The following is a 20,041-nucleotide window of genomic DNA, read 5'->3' on the forward strand; positions in this document are numbered from 1 at the left end:
TCCTTCTTCCCTCTTCCTTCTTCCTTCTTCCCTCTTCCTTCTTCCTTCTTCCCTCTTCCTTCTTCCTTCTTCCCTCTTCCTTCTTCCTTCTTCCCTCTCCCTTCTTCCTTCTTCCCTCTTCCTTCTTCCTTCGGAAACACAGTGCCGATCGCGCTTACTTGAATTGGGGTTTGTTCCAGCCAAGTATTGAAAATAGCGATATCGTGAACGGCCAAGTCCCAAAGGGCGTCAACGTCATGGCGCACGGGTTCAAAATGGGTGCGCTGGGCGTAACCGTAGCGCAATTTTCCGAGTTGATGCTGTTGAATAATTCTTTGGCCTCGATCGACTGCTGGATGAAACAGATAAGTGTGGTCAACGAAGAGTTGCCGCTGCTGTTTTTGGGCTAATTGACAGAGTTCTATTGCTTCAGTCAGGTTGAGGGCGAGGGGTTTTTCTGCTAAGACGTGGTAGCCTTGTTTCAGCGCTGCTGCTGCGAGGGTGTAGTGTGTGGAAGCTGGAGTGGCGATCGCCACAGCTTCCAGTCCCGGCAATGCTTGCAATTGAGACCAATCGGTAGCTAGAATCACCGAGGCATCGAGATTAAACTGTTTTTGGACGGCCGCCAATGAATCGAGATTCGGGTCTACTACCGCTAAAACTTGGCTGTTGGGATGTTTGAGAAAGTTGCGAATTAGGTTAACTCCCCAGCGGCCGGCACCCAATACAGCTATTCCGATTTTCATTGATTATAATTTCAAAAATCGCACAGTAATTATAGCATATTTGGTAATTATTTATTGTAAAAAAACACTAAAAAATGCAAGTTCCCAATGAGCCACGAGCAATTATTAATTACCAACTAATTTATTGAAAGCTGCCTGAGCCGCTGCTTGTTCGGCCGCTTTGATCGATCGACCTTTTCCCTCTGCTACCAACTTTCCCTGAATGAGAACTTCTGCTGTAAAACGATCTTCCCCGCCCTGCACTGTCCCGGTTTCTTGCACGCTATATTTGGGCAAAGTTTTGTATTTCCCTTGAGTCAATTCTTGGAGAGCAGCTTTGTAGTTTTGGCGGGCCGGATCGCTGCGGATTTCTGTCGCTAAGCGTTGAAAGTGAGAATCTAGCCAAGGGCGTATTAATTCTAACGTCTGCGTACTCAAATAAAGCGCAGCCAGTACCGCTTCCAAAGCATCGGCCAGTCGGGGTTCAGCGCCTGTTTTGTCCGAGGCGGCGCTGCTGGAAACAATTAAATAGCGATCGAACCCGTAACTTTCAGCGATTTTAGCAAGATTGCGATCGCTCACCAAGATCGATCGAATAGCAGCAAATTCCCCCACTGTACAGTCGGGATAAGTCTCAAACAACAATTCCGACGCCGCCAGCCGCACAACTGCATCCCCCACAAACTCTAGTTGCTCGTAATTTGCCTTAGCTGACGCGCTCGCATGAGTTAAAGCTAAATCGAGGAGATGCCATTTGATCGCAGCATTCTTTGCCAGTCCCAATTTTTGAATTAATGTTTCAAGTTGCTTTTGGCGACCCGGATAAATCATACCATTTTAGATTTTAGATTTTAGATTTTAGATTTTATAATTGGAAATTACGCATGACTCTCCGGGCTTGGAGCTTGTCTAAAATTCCATTCTTTTTGGAAAATGGTATCAGATTCATATCACTAGAAAGCTTTTCATTAAAAAACTAAATAGTCCTCCGGGTGCTTTTAGTCCGCTCTGTCAAGGCGATCGAGAAGTGCCTCAAACGCTGGAAATCTCTGCTTCGGGCGATCGAGAAATCTTCTTCATTTGATAGACCATTAGCAATAAATAACATTTCAAGAATAAAGCTCAACGGTTACGATGACGCAAACACGTTAACTACACCTTGACAAGTCTGGCAACAAGCACCTTACCCAAAATTGGGTGGGGAAAAAGTCGGACATAAGCCGGGTTCTGTTCTCTCAACTGCAAGCAGTTTTCGAGGGCAGTTATCTATCTGGGACGCCTGTTACCAGACGCCTCAAGCGGTACCAAAAAACAGAACTGGTAAAAAACCAACCGTAGTCCCTCCGACCTTGCTCCCAACTGGGGTTTACCTAGCCAGCACCTCTCGATGCTGCTGGTGCGCTCTTACCGCACCTTTGCACCCTTACCCCCTAACACTTTGCGATTTTTGATGCTCGATTTTTGATGCAATCTCCAATCTCCAATCTCAAATCGGGGGGCGGTATCTTTCTGTGGCACTATCCTCACGATCGCTCGCACTGGGCGTTACCCAGCAAGTTTGGTTTTTCGGGAGCCCGGACTTTCCTCAGACAAGCTTTCGCTAATCCGCAACCGCCTGCGCCTACTTTTTCCCCAGATTTATTGTACGCGATCGTTCGTCAATCAATTTGGGATTTGAGATTGACGATTTTAAGTCGCCCACTTAATTTGGACATTTGTGTTTATTCAAACTCTTGTGCGGTGGCCGCGAAAGCCCGCCCAACAATTAAATTGCCATGCAAATCCCCTTAAATTCACTCACGGATGAATCTGGAGGCGGAAAATTTGGGAATTATGATGCAAGGGTTTATGAGACGGCTTCAACTCGGGCAAGGAAACCTTTTTACCTCACAGGATTTTGAATTATTCAATCCTCAACCCAAAATCTCAAACCTCAACTCTTAAATCCGGTTACTTTACTGAGTCATCTTTCACCACAGTAGAAAAATTATCAAACCAGCCCCGCCGCCAGAAGAAGTAAACTAAAGCCGAGGCGATCGCTAGCATCAGTGCCCAACAAAGCGGATATCCAAAATACCAATTCAGTTCCGGCATATTCAAAGGCGATTTTTCTGTATCGAAATTCATCCCGTATACTCCCGCCACAAAAGTTAGAGGAATAAAGATACTAGAAATTACTGTGAGCAATTTCATAATTTCATTCATTTTATTGCCCACCGATGACAGATAAACATCCATTAAACCCGAAGACAACTCTCGATAGGTTTCCACCATATCCATCACCTGCACCGTGTGATCGTAACAATCGCGCAGGTAAATTCGCACCTCTGGACTAATCAAATCACTGCTATCTCGAATCAAAACATTAATTGCATCCCGCTGCGGCCAAATGGCGCGGCGCAGAGTCAGCAATTCTCGCCGGATTTTATAAATTTTTTCCAGGGTTCTGCGGGTGGGGTTCACCACCACTTCATCCTCTAGTTCTTCAATGCGCTCTCCGTAAACTTCTAATACTGGGAAAAATCCATCTATAATCGCATCTAAGAGAGTATAAGCCAGATAATCTGAGCCGTGTTTTCTAATACTTCCTTGTGCTTTACGAATGCGATCGCGCACGGGGTCAAAACAATCATAGTCCGGTTCTTCCTGAACAGTTAGCAGGTAATGTTTACCCAAAAGCAAACTAACTTGTTCTTTGTGAAAATTCTCTGAATTTGGCTTAATCATCACCATCCAGGCAATGATTAAAATATGATTTTCGTAATGTACAACTTTAGGGCGCTGGGGTACATTAACCACATCCTCTTGAGCCACAAGATGCAAATCAAACACTTCGCCCATTTGATGCCAAGTTTCTTTATTTCCCAATCCCAACATATCAACCCAAGAAACAGATGCTGTATCTAAATACGCAGCAGCTTCTTGAGGATTGGCTAATGTGGTGCGAGTAGCTGCTGTCTCGCAATAGTCAATTAATATAATCTCGGGAGGCGGCGCATCGATTGGTAAGTCGAGAGTTCCCGGCGGAGACCCCGGAACGTCATAAAAATAGTCAACGTAGGAATCATCATCATCATCATCATCTTTAATTGTTTTTGCAACTGCACTAGAAGTATGTATGCTTTTGGATACCATGCTAATATTCCTGACTTTTAGAACCTTTAATTAGATTATCATTTTTCTCGTGCGACTACCAATTACCAATTACCAATTACCTCTGCCGAATTGGAATCTCGATCGCGAATTCAGTTCCCCCTCCCGGCGCGTCCTTGCAGCGCAGCGTACCCCCGTGTCTTTCCACCACAATCTGATAGGAGATAGACAGTCCCAAACCTGTACCTTTGCCTACTGGTTTAGTAGTAAAAAACGGGTCAAATATCCGAGATTTAACAGACTCTGCCATTCCCGACCCGTTATCTGAAATTGCGATCGCAACCCGATTGTTTTCCAAAACCTCCGTGCGAATCCGAATCCAAGGCAATGCGTCGCCACTTAAAGGTAAACTCTGAAAATTTTGCCGTTCCTCTTCCGAATAACTCGCCAATTCCAACTTTCTATTTCTGACATTTGCCAAAGCATCAATGGCATTACTTAATATATTCATAAAAACTTGATTTAACTGTCCGACATAGCACTGTATTAATGGCAGCTTTCCATATTCTTTAACTATTTCAATATTACGATTCCTGCCATTTTCTTTAAGTCTGTGCTGCAAAATCAACATAGCACTGTCTATTCCTTCGTGGATATCAACACGCTTAATATCTGATTCTTCCAGGCGGGAAAAGTTGCGCAAAGACAGAACTATTTGGCGAATTCGCTCTGCTCCGGTTTCAATTGAAGTCAGCAAATTCGGGAAATCCTCTTTCATAAACTCGAATTCTATTTCTTCAGCAAACTCCGCAATCAAAGAAACAGGTTCCGGGTAATGTGCTTGGTACAAACTGCACAGTTCCAGCAAGTTTTTAGCATACTCGCTAGCGTAAATGATATTACCGTAGATAAAACTGACAGGATTATTAATTTCGTGAGCAATTCCCGCGACTAGCTGTCCCAAACCCGACATTTTTTCCGCTTGAATTAGTTGAGCTTGAGTCCTGCCTAATTGTTTCAATGTTTGCTCTAGCTGGCGATTTTTATCTTTTAATTGAGATTCGGCTTGTTTGCGCTTGGTGATATTGCGGGCGATAGCGATCGCTTGATTCGAGTTAAAAGGCAGCAATCTCGCTTCATAAGTTTCTTCTCCTGCCGGCAGGGGTAGCGAATACTCTAGATTAACAGGAGTTCTATTTTCTGAAACTTCAAGCATTGCCTGCTCGAATTGGCTGGCGGCGGTTGCCGGCAATATATCGATCATTCGTTGGCCCACAAAATACTCGGGACTCAGGTACAAATCCGATGAATTTCCTGACAAGTAATCCAAAATAATTCCGTCAGCATCGATTCGGAAATACAAATCGGGCAATGCCAGAAAAACAGCTTCCAACTCGGAAGTTTTTTGTCGCAATGCTTCTTGGGCGCAGTAGCGATCGCTAATATCAACAATCACCCCATCCAAACAGCAAACATTCCCATCTGCGTCGAACACAGGAGAACCTTTATCCCACACCCATTTAACCGTGGCGTCTGCTGCTAGCAAGCGGTATTCCAAGTTATATGAGTGTTTCTTTTCTATTGCTTGCTGAATAGTGGCTTCTACTTTTACCAAATCTTCCGGGTAAATAATGCTAGCAAAAGCCCTACCTCCCCTGTTCAAAGGCGAAATAAAATCGGCAGCAGGGTAGCCCGTTAGTAAGTAAACGGCATTGCTAATAAAACTTGTCGAGAAATCGCATTGCCAGCGATAAACCACTCCGGGAATATTCGCTACCAAAGACCTAAATCTGGTTTCGCTGCGGCGCAAAGCTGCTTCCGATTCATGGCGTTCTGTAATATCGCGAGCGAAAGCTAGCACTGCAAATATATTGCCTTCAGCGTCGCGCAGGGGAAGTTTTTGCGTGTCAAGAATATGTACTGAACCGTCTGCAACAGTGGCCGGATCGCAGGGATTGTGGATGATTTCGCCGGCTAGTACAGCAGAGTCGTCTGTGCGGAATCCTCGGATATTTTTGGCTAAATTTCCAAACACTAGCTCTAATGAAAACCCTAATTCTAAATCTGATTGGCTAATGATTTCTTCGACTGTTTTACCAATTGCTTGAGCGAAACTATTGTTTGCCAAAATATAGCGAAAATTTTTGTCTTTGGCAAAAATCCAGTCGCTGGTTTTGTCTATTACTGTGCGCAGCAGTTGTTCGGAACGTTCGGTTTTTTCCAAAGCTACCTGCAGTTCTACTTCCAGGCACTTGCGAGCAGTAATATTTTCAAAAGCAACGCCGACGCAGTTGTTGGGTAATGGAAAAGCTTTAATAGAAAAAGCGCGAGTTATTCTGCCGCCTTCATCGCAGTCAATATCTTCAATTTCTACGGCTTTTTGGCCCAGAATTACCGAAGCAAAAGCTTGGGGAATGTTTTTCGATCGCAGGTGGGGAAAAATCTCGTCGATTGTCATGCCCAAAACGTCGGCCATTTCTAATCCGGTAAACAGGGTAGCGGCGGGATTAGAGGCGATCGCCCTGAGGGTGCTGTCATCGTCTATGTTTTCTAAATGGTAGACGTACAAACCAATTTGCATATTCTCGACAATTTGGTCGTAGAGGCGCACGCTTTCGTCTACCTGCCTGCGTTCGGTAATATCTTCAGTAATACCTAAAACGTACTGAGGACGGCCTGCGGCGTCGAGAATTGGCACTTTGCGGGTGTGCAGTATTCTCATACCTTTGTGGCGAGTTTGGATCGGCTCTTCGGCTATGTCTTTAACAGTAGATTGGTTGTGCTCGCCGGTCAATATTTCCCTGTCTTGAGCAGTAAAAACATCAGCTTGTTCTTTCGGGTAAATATCGTAGTCATTTTTGCCGATCGCCTCTTGAGAGGTAACACCTGCGATCGTTTCTCCCGCTTTATTCCACAGCACAAATTTCAGCGAAGAAGCATCTTTAGCAAAAACTCCCACAGGCAGATTTTCTACTACGGAATTGAGGAACCCTCTAGCTGATTTTAATTCAGCTTCTGCACGCTTGCGTTCGATGCCTAAAGCGATGACATCGGCAACCGATGCTAAAGTTTCTTGAAAAGGTGTTGTCAGCGGCTGGCTGCTGATAATTACCATGACTCCCACCAGGCGTTCTTCGACTATCAAAGGGTAGCCGGCGAAGGTGAGAATTTGCTTGGGGATTGGGCAATTGTCCGGCTTGTGACTGGTGTCGATCATTGCTACTTCGGAACTGTGTGCCGCTGTTTCTTTCGCGGATTCTTCCTCTGCGAGTCCAAAATTATTCAGTTCAAATCCGCAGTCAAATTCCGGTTTTTGCTGTTTGGCGATCGAGTTAACCTTACTTTCAATAAAGCTAGCCCGATCGTCTGTACGGCCGTAGATTCCCGAGGCTGCTTGCAATTCCCAAACATTATATTGAGAGTTGAAAGTCCAAATTTCAGCCGAGGCGACATCGAGATTCCGCACCATTGCCTCGCAGCAGGGAAGCAGGATATCTTGAGGGTGTTTGGTGAGGGCAATACCAACATCGGCTACCATTGCTGTGAGGCGAGAAGCTTGGGCTTTTTCTGCTTCCAACCGTTTGCGATCGGTGATATCTTCCACCAAAGAAAGCACGGTAAAAGTCTCGCCGCTGCGAATAATCGAGTTGAACCAGCGACACCAAATTACCTGTCCGCTTTTAGTATAGTTGCGGTTAATTGAAGTATTGCCGTTGCCGGTGGCTAGTTCGAGTTCGATCGCGCTTACAGCCTCTCTATCTTCGTCGCAAACCAAATCTAAATCGCCGAACTGCTTGCCCATCATATCATCGGATGTCCAGCCAAAGATTTCCTCGGCGCGTTTAGACCACTCAACTATCCGAAAATCTTCATCCCAGCCCACCATTGCCAGGGGAGTGTTAGCTGCATTCAACCACAGTAAATGGTTCGATCGGCGCAACTGTTGAGTTTTCTGCTGCTGCCAGCGGTAGTGCCTGGTGATATCTCTACCGACGCCCAAAACCCGCATCTGGTTGCTAGAGGCATCCACCGCTGGCGTGTAAGCAGTTTCGTAAATTTTAATCCCGCCGTTTGCCGACGTAACCTCATGAATTGCCAGCCTTTTTTCCCCGCTTATAAATACTTGTTGCAGGCAGGAATCAACCTGCAAGATTATATTTTTAAGAGCAGCATTATTGGGATATAATTTTAATAATTCCTGATTAGTTTTGTTGACTATTTCAGCAGGATCTAATCCCATCCAAGCAGCAGCAACAGGATTGATTGATAGGTACTTTTGCTGTCGATCGCACTCTAGGAAAGCATCAACAGAGTTAGAGAAAAAAGACTGAAACGAGTTGATAACTTCCTGCATGGGTATTTTTTCATGAGAAAAGCTTAGAAGTGTGGAAACCTCGTGTCTTTAGGCTCATACGTTGCACCATTTTCAATAAGTTTTTATGGGCGGGAGCTCCTGCCCACCCCACATGAATTTAACTCTTCGCTTCACAGGCCGGAAAGCCTGTTCTTAAGAATGGTGCAAGATGTGAGTAGACTAGGCGAGGAAACACACATCAGGCAGTTTTAACCGCCTTGAATATTAATTATTGTTACAGGGGGACTACTTGGTCGCTTAATACTTTTGTGATCTACTTTCCACGGGACAATTACCGTTTCAAACATTTCACCCGCGATCGCATAGCAGCTTGCACTTACACCCATATTTTTGATAACGTCATCAGTTAAGACGATATGTGGTCAACTCTCTCTTTTGATTAGGGCAGGAAGCCCCATCTCTTCAGAGCGGGGTGCTGACTTGCAAGTTAATCTGTAAAATTTTCCTAAAGCTTAGTTTAACCCACTCAATTCTTTTTGCGCACTTTACTGCTGCGTTTCCTAGTGCAATTTTCGGCACAGTTCCCTATAATACAAAAATTTTCAATAAATAGTATTTTTGGAAATATAGCTTAATTAGAGCATCTGCTCTTTTTTTAAACCAGACCCAGCAGATACAAAACGGAGATGGGGAGAAGGGGAGACGGGGAGAGGTTAATCGATAACCTTCGAGAAAAATGCTTGAGAAATGCGGGATAGCTTAGCGATTGCCCATTTGCAATTCCCCATTCGGTAATCTGAAAGCGGTTTTGCAGTACGCTCCGCAAAGAACGCAAGCCGTGCAAAGCCATGTAACATAAAGATTGCGATATTTTTATATGTAACATGGAACTATTAGATACCTTGATTGTGGGTGCGGGTATTAGCGGTTTGAGTTTGGCGCACGCACTTCACAAGGAAGCAACGAGTGCATCCTCGCTGAAGATTTTAGTCGCTGAGAGTCAGGGACGTGTGGGCGGGAACATCACAACTGTGACAGCGGGGGGGTTTCTCTGGGAGGAGGGCCCGAACAGTTTTTCGCCGACTGCGGAATTGATGAAGTTGGCTGTGGATGTGGGATTGAAGCAGGAGTTGATTTTTGCCGACCACAAATTGCCTCGTTTTGTTTATTGGGAAAATAAGCTGCAACCGGTGCCGATGACTCCACCGGCGATGATTCAGTCTCAGTTGCTGAGTTTTCCGGGGAAACTGCGGGCGCTGTTCGGGGCTTTGGGGTTTGTCGCGCCGGCAATGGGCGATCGACTTTCGCAGCAGGGTGACGAGGAAACTGTTTCTCAATTTTTCCGCCGTCATCTGGGGACGGAGGTGATGCAGCGGTTGGTGGAACCTTTTGTTTCTGGGGTTTATGCCGGAGATCCGCAACAACTTAGCGCGGCGGCGGCTTTTGGGCGGGTAACGAAGATGGCTGATGTGGGTGGCGGGCTGGTGGCGGGGGCGCTGCTTTCTGCTAGGAAAAGACCGAAGAAAATGCCCGCAGACCCGAATGTGCCTAAGACTAAGCCGGGGGAGTTGGGTTCGTTTAAACAGGGGTTGAAGGCTCTGCCAGAGGCGATCGCTGCTCAATTGGCCGATCGACTGAAACTCAACTGGCAATTGACTCGCCTCCAGCGTACAGAACGCCAAACTTACATTGCTGAATTTTCCACGCCCGATGGGCCCCAACAAGTTGAGGCGCGCACCGTGGTTTTGACAACGCCGGCTTACGTTACAGCCGATTTGTTGCAGCCTCTGCAACCGGAACTTAGCAGCGCTTTACAAGCTTTTACTTATCCTACGGTTGCCTCCGTTGTCCTAGCATACCCGCAGTCGGATGTCAAGGGTAAATTAGTAGGTTTTGGAAATTTAATTCCGAGGGGGCAGGGAATTCGCACTCTCGGAACGATTTGGACATCGAGTTTATTTGCCGATCGTGCGCCTGCTGGTTGGCAAACTCTCACGAGTTACATCGGCGGGGCAACAGACTCGGAAATTGGCAATCTCGACTCAGAACAAATCGTTCGAGAGGTGCACCGAGATTTGTCTCGCATTTTGCTGAAACCAGATGTGCCACAGCCAAAAGTTTTAACGGTGAAGCTGTGGAAACGGGCAATTCCTCAGTACAATCTGGGGCATTTCGATCGCCTGCAACAAATCGATCGGGGCTTAAAATCCTTGCCTGGGGTTTATTTGTGCAGCAACTACTTTGGCGGCGTGGCTTTGGGAGATTGCGTGCGCAGGAGTTTTGAGCGTGCGCTAGAAGTGCGCGAGTATTTGCAGAACCAGGAATCAGATACTTGATCGATCTGAATTATTGCGTGGGGAGGGCGGGTTTACAAATATCGAGTATGTTAATCAGAGATATTCGTGAACCCGCCCCTATACAGCCTTCTGCCTTGTGTTCCGGCGGACGTTTGGCGAATGCTACTAGGTTGTTGGCTCAAACTTGTAACCCACCCCCCGGACGGTTTGAATCATCGATATTTGAGTGGCATCTGGTTCAATTTTGCGGCGAATTTGACCGATATGAACATCCACCACGCGATCGGCTCCTACATACTCGTAGTCCCACACTTCATGCAGCAATTCCGATCGCCTCCACACGCGACCGGGTTTGCTGGCCAAACAGTACAACAGGTCGAATTCTAAAGCAGTCAAAGCAACTATCTGACTGCCGATAATTACCTCGCGGCGAACCGGATCTATTAGTAGCTCTCCAAAGGTAAGACTTTGTTGTTCGGCGGGAGTAACAATGCGCTTGCGCTTTAAAATTGCTGCCACGCGAGCTCCAATCTCTACAAGACTAAAAGGTTTAGTAATGTAGTCGTCAGCACCTTCGGCAAACCCTTTCATTTTGTCAGCTTCATCGGTTCGGCTGGTCAGCATCAACACAAACACGCCCGTGCGTCTTTGCATTTCTTGACACAGTTTGTAGCCAGTAGTATCGGGTAAATTTACATCTAGAACTACTAAGTCAGGATTGAGTTGCTCAAATAATTCCAGACCAGTCTGACCGTCCTCGCCAGACTCCACTTGATAACCTTGCTGGCTCAAAAAACGCTGAATTAAATTTCGGATTGCCGGGTCGTCATCAACCACAAGGATTTTTACAGGGGCCATGACCACAAGTTTGCTTGAAGAATTTGGCAAGAATATTCAGCCATAATAATAGAAAACTGGATACAAATCTCGAAAAAATTGAGCTTTTAATAGTTATAGCCATATTTATAACCTACGCAAGATTTCAGGCAATAAATCTCCGGGAACTTTGGATAAGGCTAAATTTTGGCCGGGCAGCCCACATTCACTATAGAAAGCTCTAATCGTTTTGACAATATAGCTCAATGCTGTTTGCCGGGAATCAGCAGCTTGGGAGTTTGCTGGGGCTTGCAGGTTGAGTTTATCCCCATATGTTAACCCTTTGTCCTTGAGATGTTGTCCCCATTCGGCGCACACTTGCAACTGGTGGTGCAGGGCTGCTTCTAAATGGCTTGTCTGTGCGGCTTTGTTGAGGGCGAAATCTGGGTCTGTGGCTAGTTGATAGTGGGCTAGCCCGAGATTGTTGCGGGCGGCCAAGGTGTCAAAGGTGAGTTGCGTTCGATCGATCTCTGCGGCGATATCCAGGGCGGCTTCGTAGGCGGTAATTGCCTGCTGCAAAGATTCCGTCCGCGCCTGTTTTTGCTGAAACTGGTTCGCCAAATGCCAATAAGCGGTACCGAGATTATTGTAGGTGGCGGCGGCTGCTGCGGGTACTAATTCTCGGGTGCGGTATTTCAATGCTTCGCGGTAGGCCTCAATCGCCGTGACTAGCAGGGGTTCTGAGGGTTCGTGCTGGGCGAGGTTCCAGTAGGCGGTACCGAGGTTGTTTTGCACTCCGGCATAGTTGAGGGGTTCTCGTTGGGGACTGTAGCAGGAAAGGGCTTGGGTGTAAGCTACGATCGCGCTTTTGAGGTAGACGATCGGCTGACCATCTTGGGCTAAATTCCAGTATGCTGTCGCCAAATTATTCTGAGCAGCAGCGTACTGCTGGGGTTCCACGGCGGGGTCTAGATCCTGCAGCGCTTGTTGGTAAGCTGCAACTGCTTGCTGCAAATTCTCTGTCTTGTCTCGATAGCGGGCTAAATCTGCCGAGGCGATTCCCAAATTTTTGTTTAATCTAACGCGGGTTTGGGGTGCGCTCTCGGCATCTGTTCGCCTCAAACCTTCAAGGTAGAGGGCGATGCTGCGTTCGAGGCAGGATACCGGATCTGAGGCGTTATGCTGCGTGCGATCGCGCGACAGCATCCAGTAGAGAGTGCCGAGATCGTTGAGCAGATCGGAAATTGGCGGTAGGCTGTAGGACTGTTGGGCGTACTGAGTTAAATTTTGTGTCAATTGGGCAATCAGCCGGGCGCATTCTTCGGTTGGTGGTTGATTTTGCTGCGAGTTGGCGTCAAGTTCGAGGTACGCAATCACTTGTTCGATCGCGCCAATGGCGATTGTCACGTTTTGCTCTGAAGCGTCTCCGCCCAGAATGCGATCGCGGTAGTAATTCCCCAAACTGTGATAAGCCAAAGCCAATGCTTCGCAACAACACTGATGTTCTTGCAGCAGTTCGATGTATTGCAGGGTTTGCAGCGGCAGAAAATTGTCCTCCGATGCGGCATTATTTTCTGCTTCCAACTCCTGCGAGGTCGCTGCTAGCACCAAATCTGCCAGTTCGACGGATTTAGAATCTGGCGCTGGGGATGGGGAATCGGGAATTGGGGATGGGGAATCGGGAGTTGGGGATCGGGAATCGGGAATTGGGGATTGTCCGGACAGAAAAGATATTACAAGTTTGTCGCCGGAGTCTCCGTTGTCCTGACAGTTTCTCAAATCTTTGGAGTGCCCGAAGTCTCCCTTAGCTGGAGTTGGTTCGCCTTCAAACTCAAATACTCCGGTTCGCCAGTGCCAAAATTCTGGGGCCGACTGCTCGATCGAACTCAGCCAAGGGCGCGACACCCACAGCAACAGAGTAGACTCGCACAATTGCAGGTGTGCTTCGATGTCCCTCAAATAGCTCAGGAACGACCACTGCACGGATGCTGAGTGCCTGGTCAGGTGTTCTGCCCCGATAATTTGGAATCCCGGCAAACGGCTGTAGCTGCCCCTGTTTTGGGGCGGTGGGTGTTGGGTCAGCCACGCGGCGATCGAAGCCCAAGGATTTGGATCGCTCAAGTCGAGTTCCAAACTGACAAATCGGGGGTAGTCGATCGGGGAGCGAGGATTGGAGCCTGCGCTCTCTGCAAGTAATTCTGCCTGCAAGCGGGCTGCCAGACAGTCCCGCAAGCACAAGTCGTCGCAGGCGGCAATAAAAATTTGACGGCGTAAATTGAGGTCGATCGCCTGTTTCAAGCGTTGGTAGATCAGCTTGTTGGAGCTAGAAACTTTTTGGGAAGGAATAGACATCAGAGTCTGGCGATTTTAGATTTTAGATTTTAGATTTTGGATTTTGGATTGTAGATTGTAGATTGTAGATTGTAGATTGTAGAGTTGAGAGTTGAAATCTCGATCGCTCATAACTCGCAACTAAGCCCCGAAGGCAGTCAATCGCACCGGTGATGACCAAAGGATTGTAGATTTTCAATTGGCAATTTTATATTGGTGGCGCACCCGTCGGATTAATTGCAACCTAAGTCCCCGATCCCGACGGCAGAGAGGAAAAAACCAAAATTCTGCTTGTGTTATTTAGCTTTCCAGCTCGCTTGGCACGCTTCAGGATTGTTGCAACTACCTGCTTTGTATTGAAACACAAAAACCATGTTTCCATTGGTTGGAAAACATGGTTTGCTGAAGGATTATTTAAAATTGCGATTTGATGAAGCAGCTTTGAGTGCAGCCCTGTTTTTAGACGGAAGCAGCCACAAACACCAAACCGGCCACTAACAGCGATCCTGCAATACCCATGATGATATAGTTCCGTTGCTGATTTTTGTTGGGAGGTACGGCTTCATACACCTTCGGCTCTTTAGCAAAGTTGTTCAGGCGTCCATCGTCATCTTTGATGTAAGGCATCAGTCACAATCCTTAATATTTTTGATGTTTACAACTGTACCAAAAAAGCGCCCAGGAAAATTCGGCCATTTATTTGGATGTGACAGTGCCTGTTTGGGGAGAAGAGGCGATCGCGTAATCTTTGACCGGCATTCTGCCTGCTAAGTACGCTATCCGGCCCGCTTCTGCTGCCATTCCCATTGCTTTTGCCATTGCCGGGGAATTTTGGGCATTGGCAATCGCGGAATTAATCAAAAGTGCATCGGCTCCCATTTCCATTGCTTGAGCCGCTTCGCTGGGCGTTCCGATCCCCGCATCGACAACCACAGGAACCTTTACCGTCTCAATAATTATTTGAATGTTGGCGGCATTGTTGATCCCTTGTCCCGAACCGATGGGCGAACCTAAAGGCATGACTGTCGCACAACCGACTTCTTCGAGGCGTTTTGCCAGCAAGGGATCGGCATTGATGTAAGGCAAAACGGCAAAACCTTCTTTAACTAATTGTTCTGCGGCTTCCAAAGTGCCGATCGGATCTGGCAGCAAATATTTAGCATCGGGAATCACTTCTAATTTGACAAAATTATTGTCTTCTTGCCCTAAAAGTTTCGCCATTTCCCGGCCTAAACGAGCTACTCTAATCGCCTCATCCGCAGTTTGACAACCGGCAGTATTTGGCAGCATCCAAATTTTAGTCCAATCGAGAGCCTCTGCCAATCCTTCATGGCCCGGAGCATTTGTTTGCACTCGCCGCACCGCCACGGTAACAATTTCGCACCTGCTAGCGTTGACACTTTGCTGCATTTCTGCAATGCTGCGATATTTTCCCGTCCCCGTCATCAAGCGAGAATGAAAAGTTTTGCCTGCAATAACCAGAGGTTTATCCAAAGATGGAGTGGCTGTGTCTACTGGATAGCCAAAAATACTGTACTCAAGTGCCTCTTCCCACTGTGTTCTGCCACCCATCATCTCTTCAAGCTTCCAACCTTCTTCTATTGTGAGATCGTCGTGGCTAACAGCATATAAAATTTGCCCTACAGTAATTAATTTAGCATCTCGCGGCATATTGTTCTGCAATCCCCGCGCTACAATCTCTTTAAATTCGCTGAAATGATCTTCCATTGTTCCACTCTTCCCTTGTGATGATTTGAATTTGTTCGCTATTAACAACAAAAAAAAATTTTTGAATTTGCTTTTCGGTATCCCAAAACAGAGCTTGTTTGATGCCAGCGTTGATTTTACCGACATCATAATTTTCTCGATTGATGTGAAAAACAACGGCTGATGCACCTTGCTTTTTGGATCTACTGATGCCTTCTTGCACTCGGTCTCTGATGTTTTGAGTCTGTTCAGTCAACTCCTTAAATTCGCAAATCTCACCGTCAATCTCAGCGTCTGGTGTTCTCACACCTTCTGCTGCTTGCTCGCTCAACATTCTAACTCTCTTCCCTATTTTAGCCAAAACTTCAGCTAGAAAGATTTCCGAATTATTAAGATTGTGTTGTTGGTGAATTAGCACAAATCCGCCAGCTATCTCATCAAAATAATATCGCCGATATTCTGGTTCTGCATTTTCGTAGATGGCTCTGCTTGTCTCGATATATTCTGAATTCACCGTTATTATACTGTTGATAGGCTCCGAGCGGGTAGAGTTAAAGGTATGAAAGCAACTGTCGAGCAACTGGCTAAAATTGGAATATTTGCCAGCTTAAACCGAACTGAATTAGAGCGATTGCAAGAACATACAGCAATTCGGACGTACCGGCAGGGAGAAGTTGTGATGTATGAGGGCGATCGCATCCCCGAAAAATTATACACTCTTTTGAGCGGTTCTCTGCGGGTTGCAAAAACAGCGGCGGCGGGCAAAGAAACAATTCTCCGCACTTTATTTCAGGGAGATATTTTTGCCGCACCTGCTTTGTTAGGCAACGGCATTGCCCCCGCAACGGTGACGGCAGAAACTGATGTGCAAGTTCTTACCACAGAACGGGAAGTTTTGCTAGCAGCTATTCGGGAAAATCCCGAGATTGCTTTGCGAATATTGGCGGTTTTCAACCAGCGGTTGCAGCAACTGCACGAAACTGTGCACGGGTTGGTGTCGGAAAGGGCGATCGTGCGGCTGGCCCGATTTATTCATTACTTTGCCGTCGAGCAAGGTACGAAGATTGCTAATAATAGTGTATGTTTAGAAAAACGTTTTCCCTACTATCAAATTGCTCGCAGTATTGGAATTACCTACGAAGAATGCGTGCGGTTGTTTAAGAAAGTCAAGCCGTTTGTATCCTACAGTCGAGGCGGTAAAATTATTGTATTGGATTGGGAAAAATTGGAGAATCTCGCCTCGGGAGAAGAAATAGACTAAATGTTAAAATGCCAATTTTTGTAGGCGGCTTTCACAAAGAATACTTGATTGCAACTCACTATCTATATAAACCCGCCCCGCACAACCTGTGAATCGGGGCGGGTTTATGAGATTATTGATTTTAGGCAGTTATGGTTGGTAAAACCCGCCCCTACAGCAATATTTAGGGAATTAATTGACTTCAGAAAGTGTCAAAATAAACGCCAAATTTTCTTCAGCTTTCAAAGCGTGGAGTGCTTGACCTGGCATGAAGGCAAATACCCCCGGTTCCAAAACAATATCCTTTCCTTCCCAAGTCAAAATACCCTTTCCTTCGATGACATTAACCGTGGCATTTCGTGCCGAAGTGTGTTCCGAAATTTCCGTTCCTACGGTCATACAAAATAAACTGTACTGACACTTATTGTCTTTGACTAAAATTTTGCTCAACACTCCGGCGGCGGGATATTCAATTGTGTCTCGGAGTTGGATTGCTGAAGATTGTAGCTGTAAAAGAGTAGTAGTCATAGTTTTTGACAATCAATTAATTTGATCCAAAGCCCCCGGATTTATCAGTGGCTTCGCTATCTTCAATCGAAAATCGAAAATCGAAAATCGAAAATCGATTGACTCGGTTAAGATTGCTTTTTGGCAGAGATAATGATGTAGCCTAGATCTGGTTGATAATGCTGGAAAACTCGACGCATTGCTAAGATACGATCGCGAATCTGCGATCGGCTTAATATATTCCACAAAATCCGCACAGTACCCACAAACCCTTCATCTTGCAGCATTCGCGGCAAGTTGAGGAGCCCCATCGCCCCGGTTTGACACTTTTCTACTTGCAAACCCGCGTTTTGGTAAACAGCAATCCAGCCAGACTCCGACAAAGGCGTTGAATTAACCCGAATCACTTCTGATAAAGCTTTGTGAATTTCAGATTCTCGGTTTCTAGCTAAAAGTTCGTGAGAGAGAAACTTGCCGCCTGGTTTTAAACGATCGCAAATTCCCGATACAATTTTAGCTTTCCCTGACGGCGACTGCATTGTCAGGATAGCTTCAGCCAACACCCAATCAAACTGTTGGGAAATCCGATCCAAGTGAAAAATATCTCCTTCCACAATTTCCACTCGATCGCTCAAACCGGCTGCTGCAACATTAGCACGAGCGCGGGCCACACTGTCGGGATTTTTCTCAACTCCCACTACTTTTACGCCAAAACGTTCAACAAGGGCGATCGAACTATATCCAAAACTAGCAGCCAACTCCAAAACAGTCTCCCCAGGCTGAAAATCCGCCCATTTAAATAACTGTTTTGTAGCAAGTTTCCCCCCCGGCCTCAGCATTCTCTTACCCGCCGCGGCCAGAACTCCATGTCCGGGTGCAGTCTTAAAATTGAGAGCAGTATTGGTCATTAAATTGACCTCCTATTTAACCTTACTCTCAGTTTGCCAAATTCTTCCAAATCTTTCTATGATCTAGCTCATATTCAAATTATCGTAGGGTGCGTCAGCCTCGTGATTTTTGAGAATTATCCCAAAGATTTAGAAATGCTGACGCACCCTACAATAGCGCGATTTATATTATCGTAGGGTGAGTCAGCCTCCTAAATTTTTGCAGTTATCCCAAAGATTTAGAAATGCTGATGCACTCTACAATATCGGGAACGGCCCGCAGCAATCAAGTGAAGGCAGAAGGTCCCATACGCAAAGCTCGTACCTCCTCGCGGTTATACGCAAAAACCTCCTGCCGCTCCTCATACGTCCATTGGCTGTAATGAACAATTTTTTCCAGAATAAAATCTATAGACCTTCCTGCAAAAGCATCTTCTAAAATTTGCTCTAAACCTGTTTCAGCAAAAGCAGCTAATAAAATAGTAGCTTTTAAGTTGCGTTTAATTGTAGCTTCGTAAGTAATAAGTTTTACGAAATCTCGAATGCTAAGAGTTTTGGTCAAAAAAGAACCTCTTTTATCATCACCTTGGTCAATAATATCCACCCAAAGTAGTTCTCCAGAAAAACCCATGCTGCGTAAGGATTTCAGCGTGTCAGTTCCCCGTTTGGTTCGCTCGAAAAAGAAGCTATCTGAATATCCCAAAGTAGCTCCTATATTCTCAACACCCAGGCGCTTCTCACGACTTAGAAGCATATAAGCATCTAAAACAGATTCACCAAGATTTACTTCGCAGTTAACAGCCTTGGTGACATCATTTTCAAAATCCTCTGCCATAGCAATCTATTTGTTGAAAGTTAACTATAAGACTGCATACATTATACCTTCTCAATAGTCCGGACTGTTTTTTAACGCCCTGTAAGCCTTACTTGGCTTGTCCTACCATTTATTTTTAACGCATTTTTTGAAACTTAGCGCTGGACTTAAATGAAATAAAAAATAGTCCACCATACAGTCCGTGTGGGTTTCGGCTACTCAACCTCTGCCTAAAACTGTCGGAAGTATTGCCAATACTTCCGACAGTTTTAGATTTTTCAAGCGTTCGCTAAACACCAGTCATAATTTTAGTAGAACTTGTTTCTGTTAATTCTGCCAACGAATTAGCTGCCAGTGCGCGGAACATCCCAAAGCCACCAAACCCCGCACCCCATACTAACCGCATGAGTAAAAGATTCGGTACTTCTGGCAGAGACTTGATGAAACCCGATATACCAAAGCGTACCAATCCGGCTGATCTAGCGATGCCTTGCCAGAGATAGCACGTCATAAGTGAAAAAATCAGGAGGGATTATCCCTACAAACACCCTATTAAGAAACAATTTTCTCATTCCGATCTTGAAAATATTGCCGCAATACAGAAACAGGCAGCTCATTCAATTGACCCGCTCGCACAAACTCAGCATAAGTATCGGCCTCTATTGCCTGCAAATCCCCTTCGAGTTTGTCGATAGTCATCTGCCGCAGTTCAGGAGATCGATCGTACATTTGGTTGATTTCTGCTTGCAGCAAGTTTAATTTTTCTTGAAGCTGACTCACGAGATGATTGGAAAACTCAGGCTCGATTTTACGATCGCCCGATACTTCAGATAGATACTTGAGAACCCGATTGAGAGCAACACGTTGGGCGATCGCCTCCAGATACTGCTGGCGCAACTCCTGGTTGCTCAACAACCCCAATTTTTCCAGCAGCGCCTTGGTGGTTAAACCTTGTACTAGCAGCGTAAATAAAACTACCCCAAACACGATCACAATAATTTCTGGTCGATCGGGCAGAACATGGGGTACGCTCAAAGCTAAAGCAATCGATACAGAACCCCGTAATCCTCCCCACCAAATTACAGTTTGATCGGACAATGAAATTTCAGAGTTTCCTAACCAATTGCTCAACCATCCTAAACCAAAAATAGCGAGCGCTCGCGTCACAAACATCGCCACTACAGTTATGCTAATCACTCCTAAATTCGTTCCCAAATCAGCAAACCTCATCTGATCGCCAATCAGCAGGAACACATTGGTAACAAGTTAAGCCTGTATGGCAGTTGTCAAGGGGATTTCAGAAGAAGTATCAAAGAAATATTGGTTCTGG

The 20,041-nt window shown here is 46.0% G+C and carries 17 protein-coding genes and 1 other RNA gene; 2 read left to right on the plus strand and 16 right to left on the minus strand.

The window, feature by feature from the left end; genetic code table 11:
• From QUA54_RS30310 to QUA54_RS30335, 6 genes are all read right to left on the minus strand, one after another.
• On the minus strand, positions 1 to 725 hold a 725-nt coding region (locus QUA54_RS30310), incomplete at its 3' end, for a Gfo/Idh/MocA family oxidoreductase (protein ID WP_333418283.1).
• A gap of 105 nt (positions 726 to 830) precedes the next feature.
• Positions 831 to 1,535 carry a ribonuclease III gene (gene rnc, locus QUA54_RS30315; RefSeq protein WP_333418285.1) on the minus strand — a complete coding sequence of 235 codons (705 nt, stop codon included), beginning with the start codon at positions 1,533 to 1,535 and terminating at the stop codon, positions 831 to 833.
• Positions 1,536 to 1,680: 145 nt separating this feature from the next.
• On the minus strand, positions 1,681 to 1,830 hold the full coding sequence (locus tag QUA54_RS30320; RefSeq protein ID WP_333418287.1) for a hypothetical protein: 150 nt from the start codon (positions 1,828 to 1,830) through the stop codon (positions 1,681 to 1,683).
• 75 nt (positions 1,831 to 1,905) lie between these two features.
• Positions 1,906 to 2,332: RNase P RNA component class A (rnpB, locus tag QUA54_RS30325), an RNA gene on the minus strand.
• Between the two features lie 322 nt (positions 2,333 to 2,654).
• On the minus strand, positions 2,655 to 3,839 hold the full coding sequence (corA, locus tag QUA54_RS30330) for a magnesium/cobalt transporter CorA (protein WP_333418289.1): 1,185 nt from the start codon (positions 3,837 to 3,839) through the stop codon (positions 2,655 to 2,657).
• 76 nt (positions 3,840 to 3,915) lie between these two features.
• On the minus strand, positions 3,916 to 8,151 hold the full coding sequence (locus tag QUA54_RS30335; protein WP_333418291.1) for a PAS domain-containing protein: 4,236 nt from the start codon (positions 8,149 to 8,151) through the stop codon (positions 3,916 to 3,918).
• Positions 8,152 to 8,996: 845 nt separating this feature from the next.
• Here QUA54_RS30335 and hemG point away from each other — a divergent pair.
• The gene (hemG, locus tag QUA54_RS30340; RefSeq protein ID WP_333418293.1) at positions 8,997 to 10,448 is read left to right on the plus strand and encodes a protoporphyrinogen oxidase; all 1,452 of its coding nucleotides are present in this window, start codon (positions 8,997 to 8,999) and stop codon (positions 10,446 to 10,448) included.
• 126 nt (positions 10,449 to 10,574) lie between these two features.
• Here the strand turns inward: hemG and QUA54_RS30345 are convergent, their stop codons facing one another.
• The 5 genes from QUA54_RS30345 to QUA54_RS30365 all read right to left on the minus strand — a co-directional run bounded on the left by QUA54_RS30345 (position 10,575) and on the right by QUA54_RS30365 (position 15,777).
• Positions 10,575 to 11,267: a response regulator transcription factor gene (locus QUA54_RS30345; protein WP_172187699.1), complete on the minus strand. Its 693-nt coding sequence runs from the start codon at positions 11,265 to 11,267 to the stop codon at positions 10,575 to 10,577.
• Between the two features lie 105 nt (positions 11,268 to 11,372).
• A complete protein-coding gene (locus QUA54_RS30350; protein WP_333418295.1) occupies positions 11,373 to 13,577 on the minus strand; it encodes a tetratricopeptide repeat protein in 2,205 nt (734 codons plus the stop codon).
• A 438-nt stretch (positions 13,578 to 14,015) separates the two neighbouring features.
• Positions 14,016 to 14,183: a photosystem II assembly protein Psb34 gene (psb34, locus tag QUA54_RS30355; protein WP_333189696.1), complete on the minus strand. Its 168-nt coding sequence runs from the start codon at positions 14,181 to 14,183 to the stop codon at positions 14,016 to 14,018.
• A 69-nt stretch (positions 14,184 to 14,252) separates the two neighbouring features.
• Positions 14,253 to 15,284, minus strand: a complete 1,032-nt coding sequence (locus tag QUA54_RS30360; RefSeq protein ID WP_333418296.1) for a thiazole synthase — start codon at positions 15,282 to 15,284, stop codon at positions 14,253 to 14,255.
• The gene (locus tag QUA54_RS30365; protein WP_333418298.1) at positions 15,259 to 15,777 is read right to left on the minus strand and encodes a CdiA C-terminal domain-containing protein; all 519 of its coding nucleotides are present in this window, start codon (positions 15,775 to 15,777) and stop codon (positions 15,259 to 15,261) included. The genes QUA54_RS30360 and QUA54_RS30365 overlap by 26 nt, the downstream gene beginning before the upstream one ends.
• A gap of 45 nt (positions 15,778 to 15,822) precedes the next feature.
• On the opposite strand from QUA54_RS30365, the gene QUA54_RS30370 reads away from it, so the two are divergent.
• Positions 15,823 to 16,524 (plus strand): Crp/Fnr family transcriptional regulator, encoded by a 702-nt coding sequence (locus QUA54_RS30370; RefSeq protein ID WP_333418299.1) that lies wholly within the window; start codon positions 15,823 to 15,825, stop codon positions 16,522 to 16,524.
• Between the two features lie 171 nt (positions 16,525 to 16,695).
• Here the strand turns inward: QUA54_RS30370 and QUA54_RS30375 are convergent, their stop codons facing one another.
• The 5 genes from QUA54_RS30375 to QUA54_RS30395 all read right to left on the minus strand — a co-directional run bounded on the left by QUA54_RS30375 (position 16,696) and on the right by QUA54_RS30395 (position 19,965).
• On the minus strand, positions 16,696 to 17,031 hold the full coding sequence (locus QUA54_RS30375) for a cupin domain-containing protein (protein ID WP_333418301.1): 336 nt from the start codon (positions 17,029 to 17,031) through the stop codon (positions 16,696 to 16,698).
• A 107-nt stretch (positions 17,032 to 17,138) separates the two neighbouring features.
• Positions 17,139 to 17,918 (minus strand): class I SAM-dependent methyltransferase, encoded by a 780-nt coding sequence (locus tag QUA54_RS30380; RefSeq protein WP_333418303.1) that lies wholly within the window; start codon positions 17,916 to 17,918, stop codon positions 17,139 to 17,141.
• A gap of 265 nt (positions 17,919 to 18,183) precedes the next feature.
• Positions 18,184 to 18,732, minus strand: coding sequence for a hypothetical protein (locus QUA54_RS30385; protein WP_333418305.1), 549 nt, complete (start codon positions 18,730 to 18,732; stop codon positions 18,184 to 18,186).
• A 268-nt stretch (positions 18,733 to 19,000) separates the two neighbouring features.
• On the minus strand, positions 19,001 to 19,222 hold the full coding sequence (locus QUA54_RS30390; RefSeq protein ID WP_333418307.1) for a hypothetical protein: 222 nt from the start codon (positions 19,220 to 19,222) through the stop codon (positions 19,001 to 19,003).
• 41 nt (positions 19,223 to 19,263) lie between these two features.
• The gene (locus QUA54_RS30395; protein WP_333418308.1) at positions 19,264 to 19,965 is read right to left on the minus strand and encodes a cation:proton antiporter domain-containing protein; all 702 of its coding nucleotides are present in this window, start codon (positions 19,963 to 19,965) and stop codon (positions 19,264 to 19,266) included.
• Positions 19,966 to 20,041: the final 76 nt, after the last annotated feature.

The sequence above is a fragment of the Microcoleus sp. MOSTC5 genome, from assembly GCF_036701825.1.
Classification (GTDB): Bacteria; Cyanobacteriota; Cyanobacteriia; order Cyanobacteriales; family Microcoleaceae; genus Microcoleus; species Microcoleus asticus.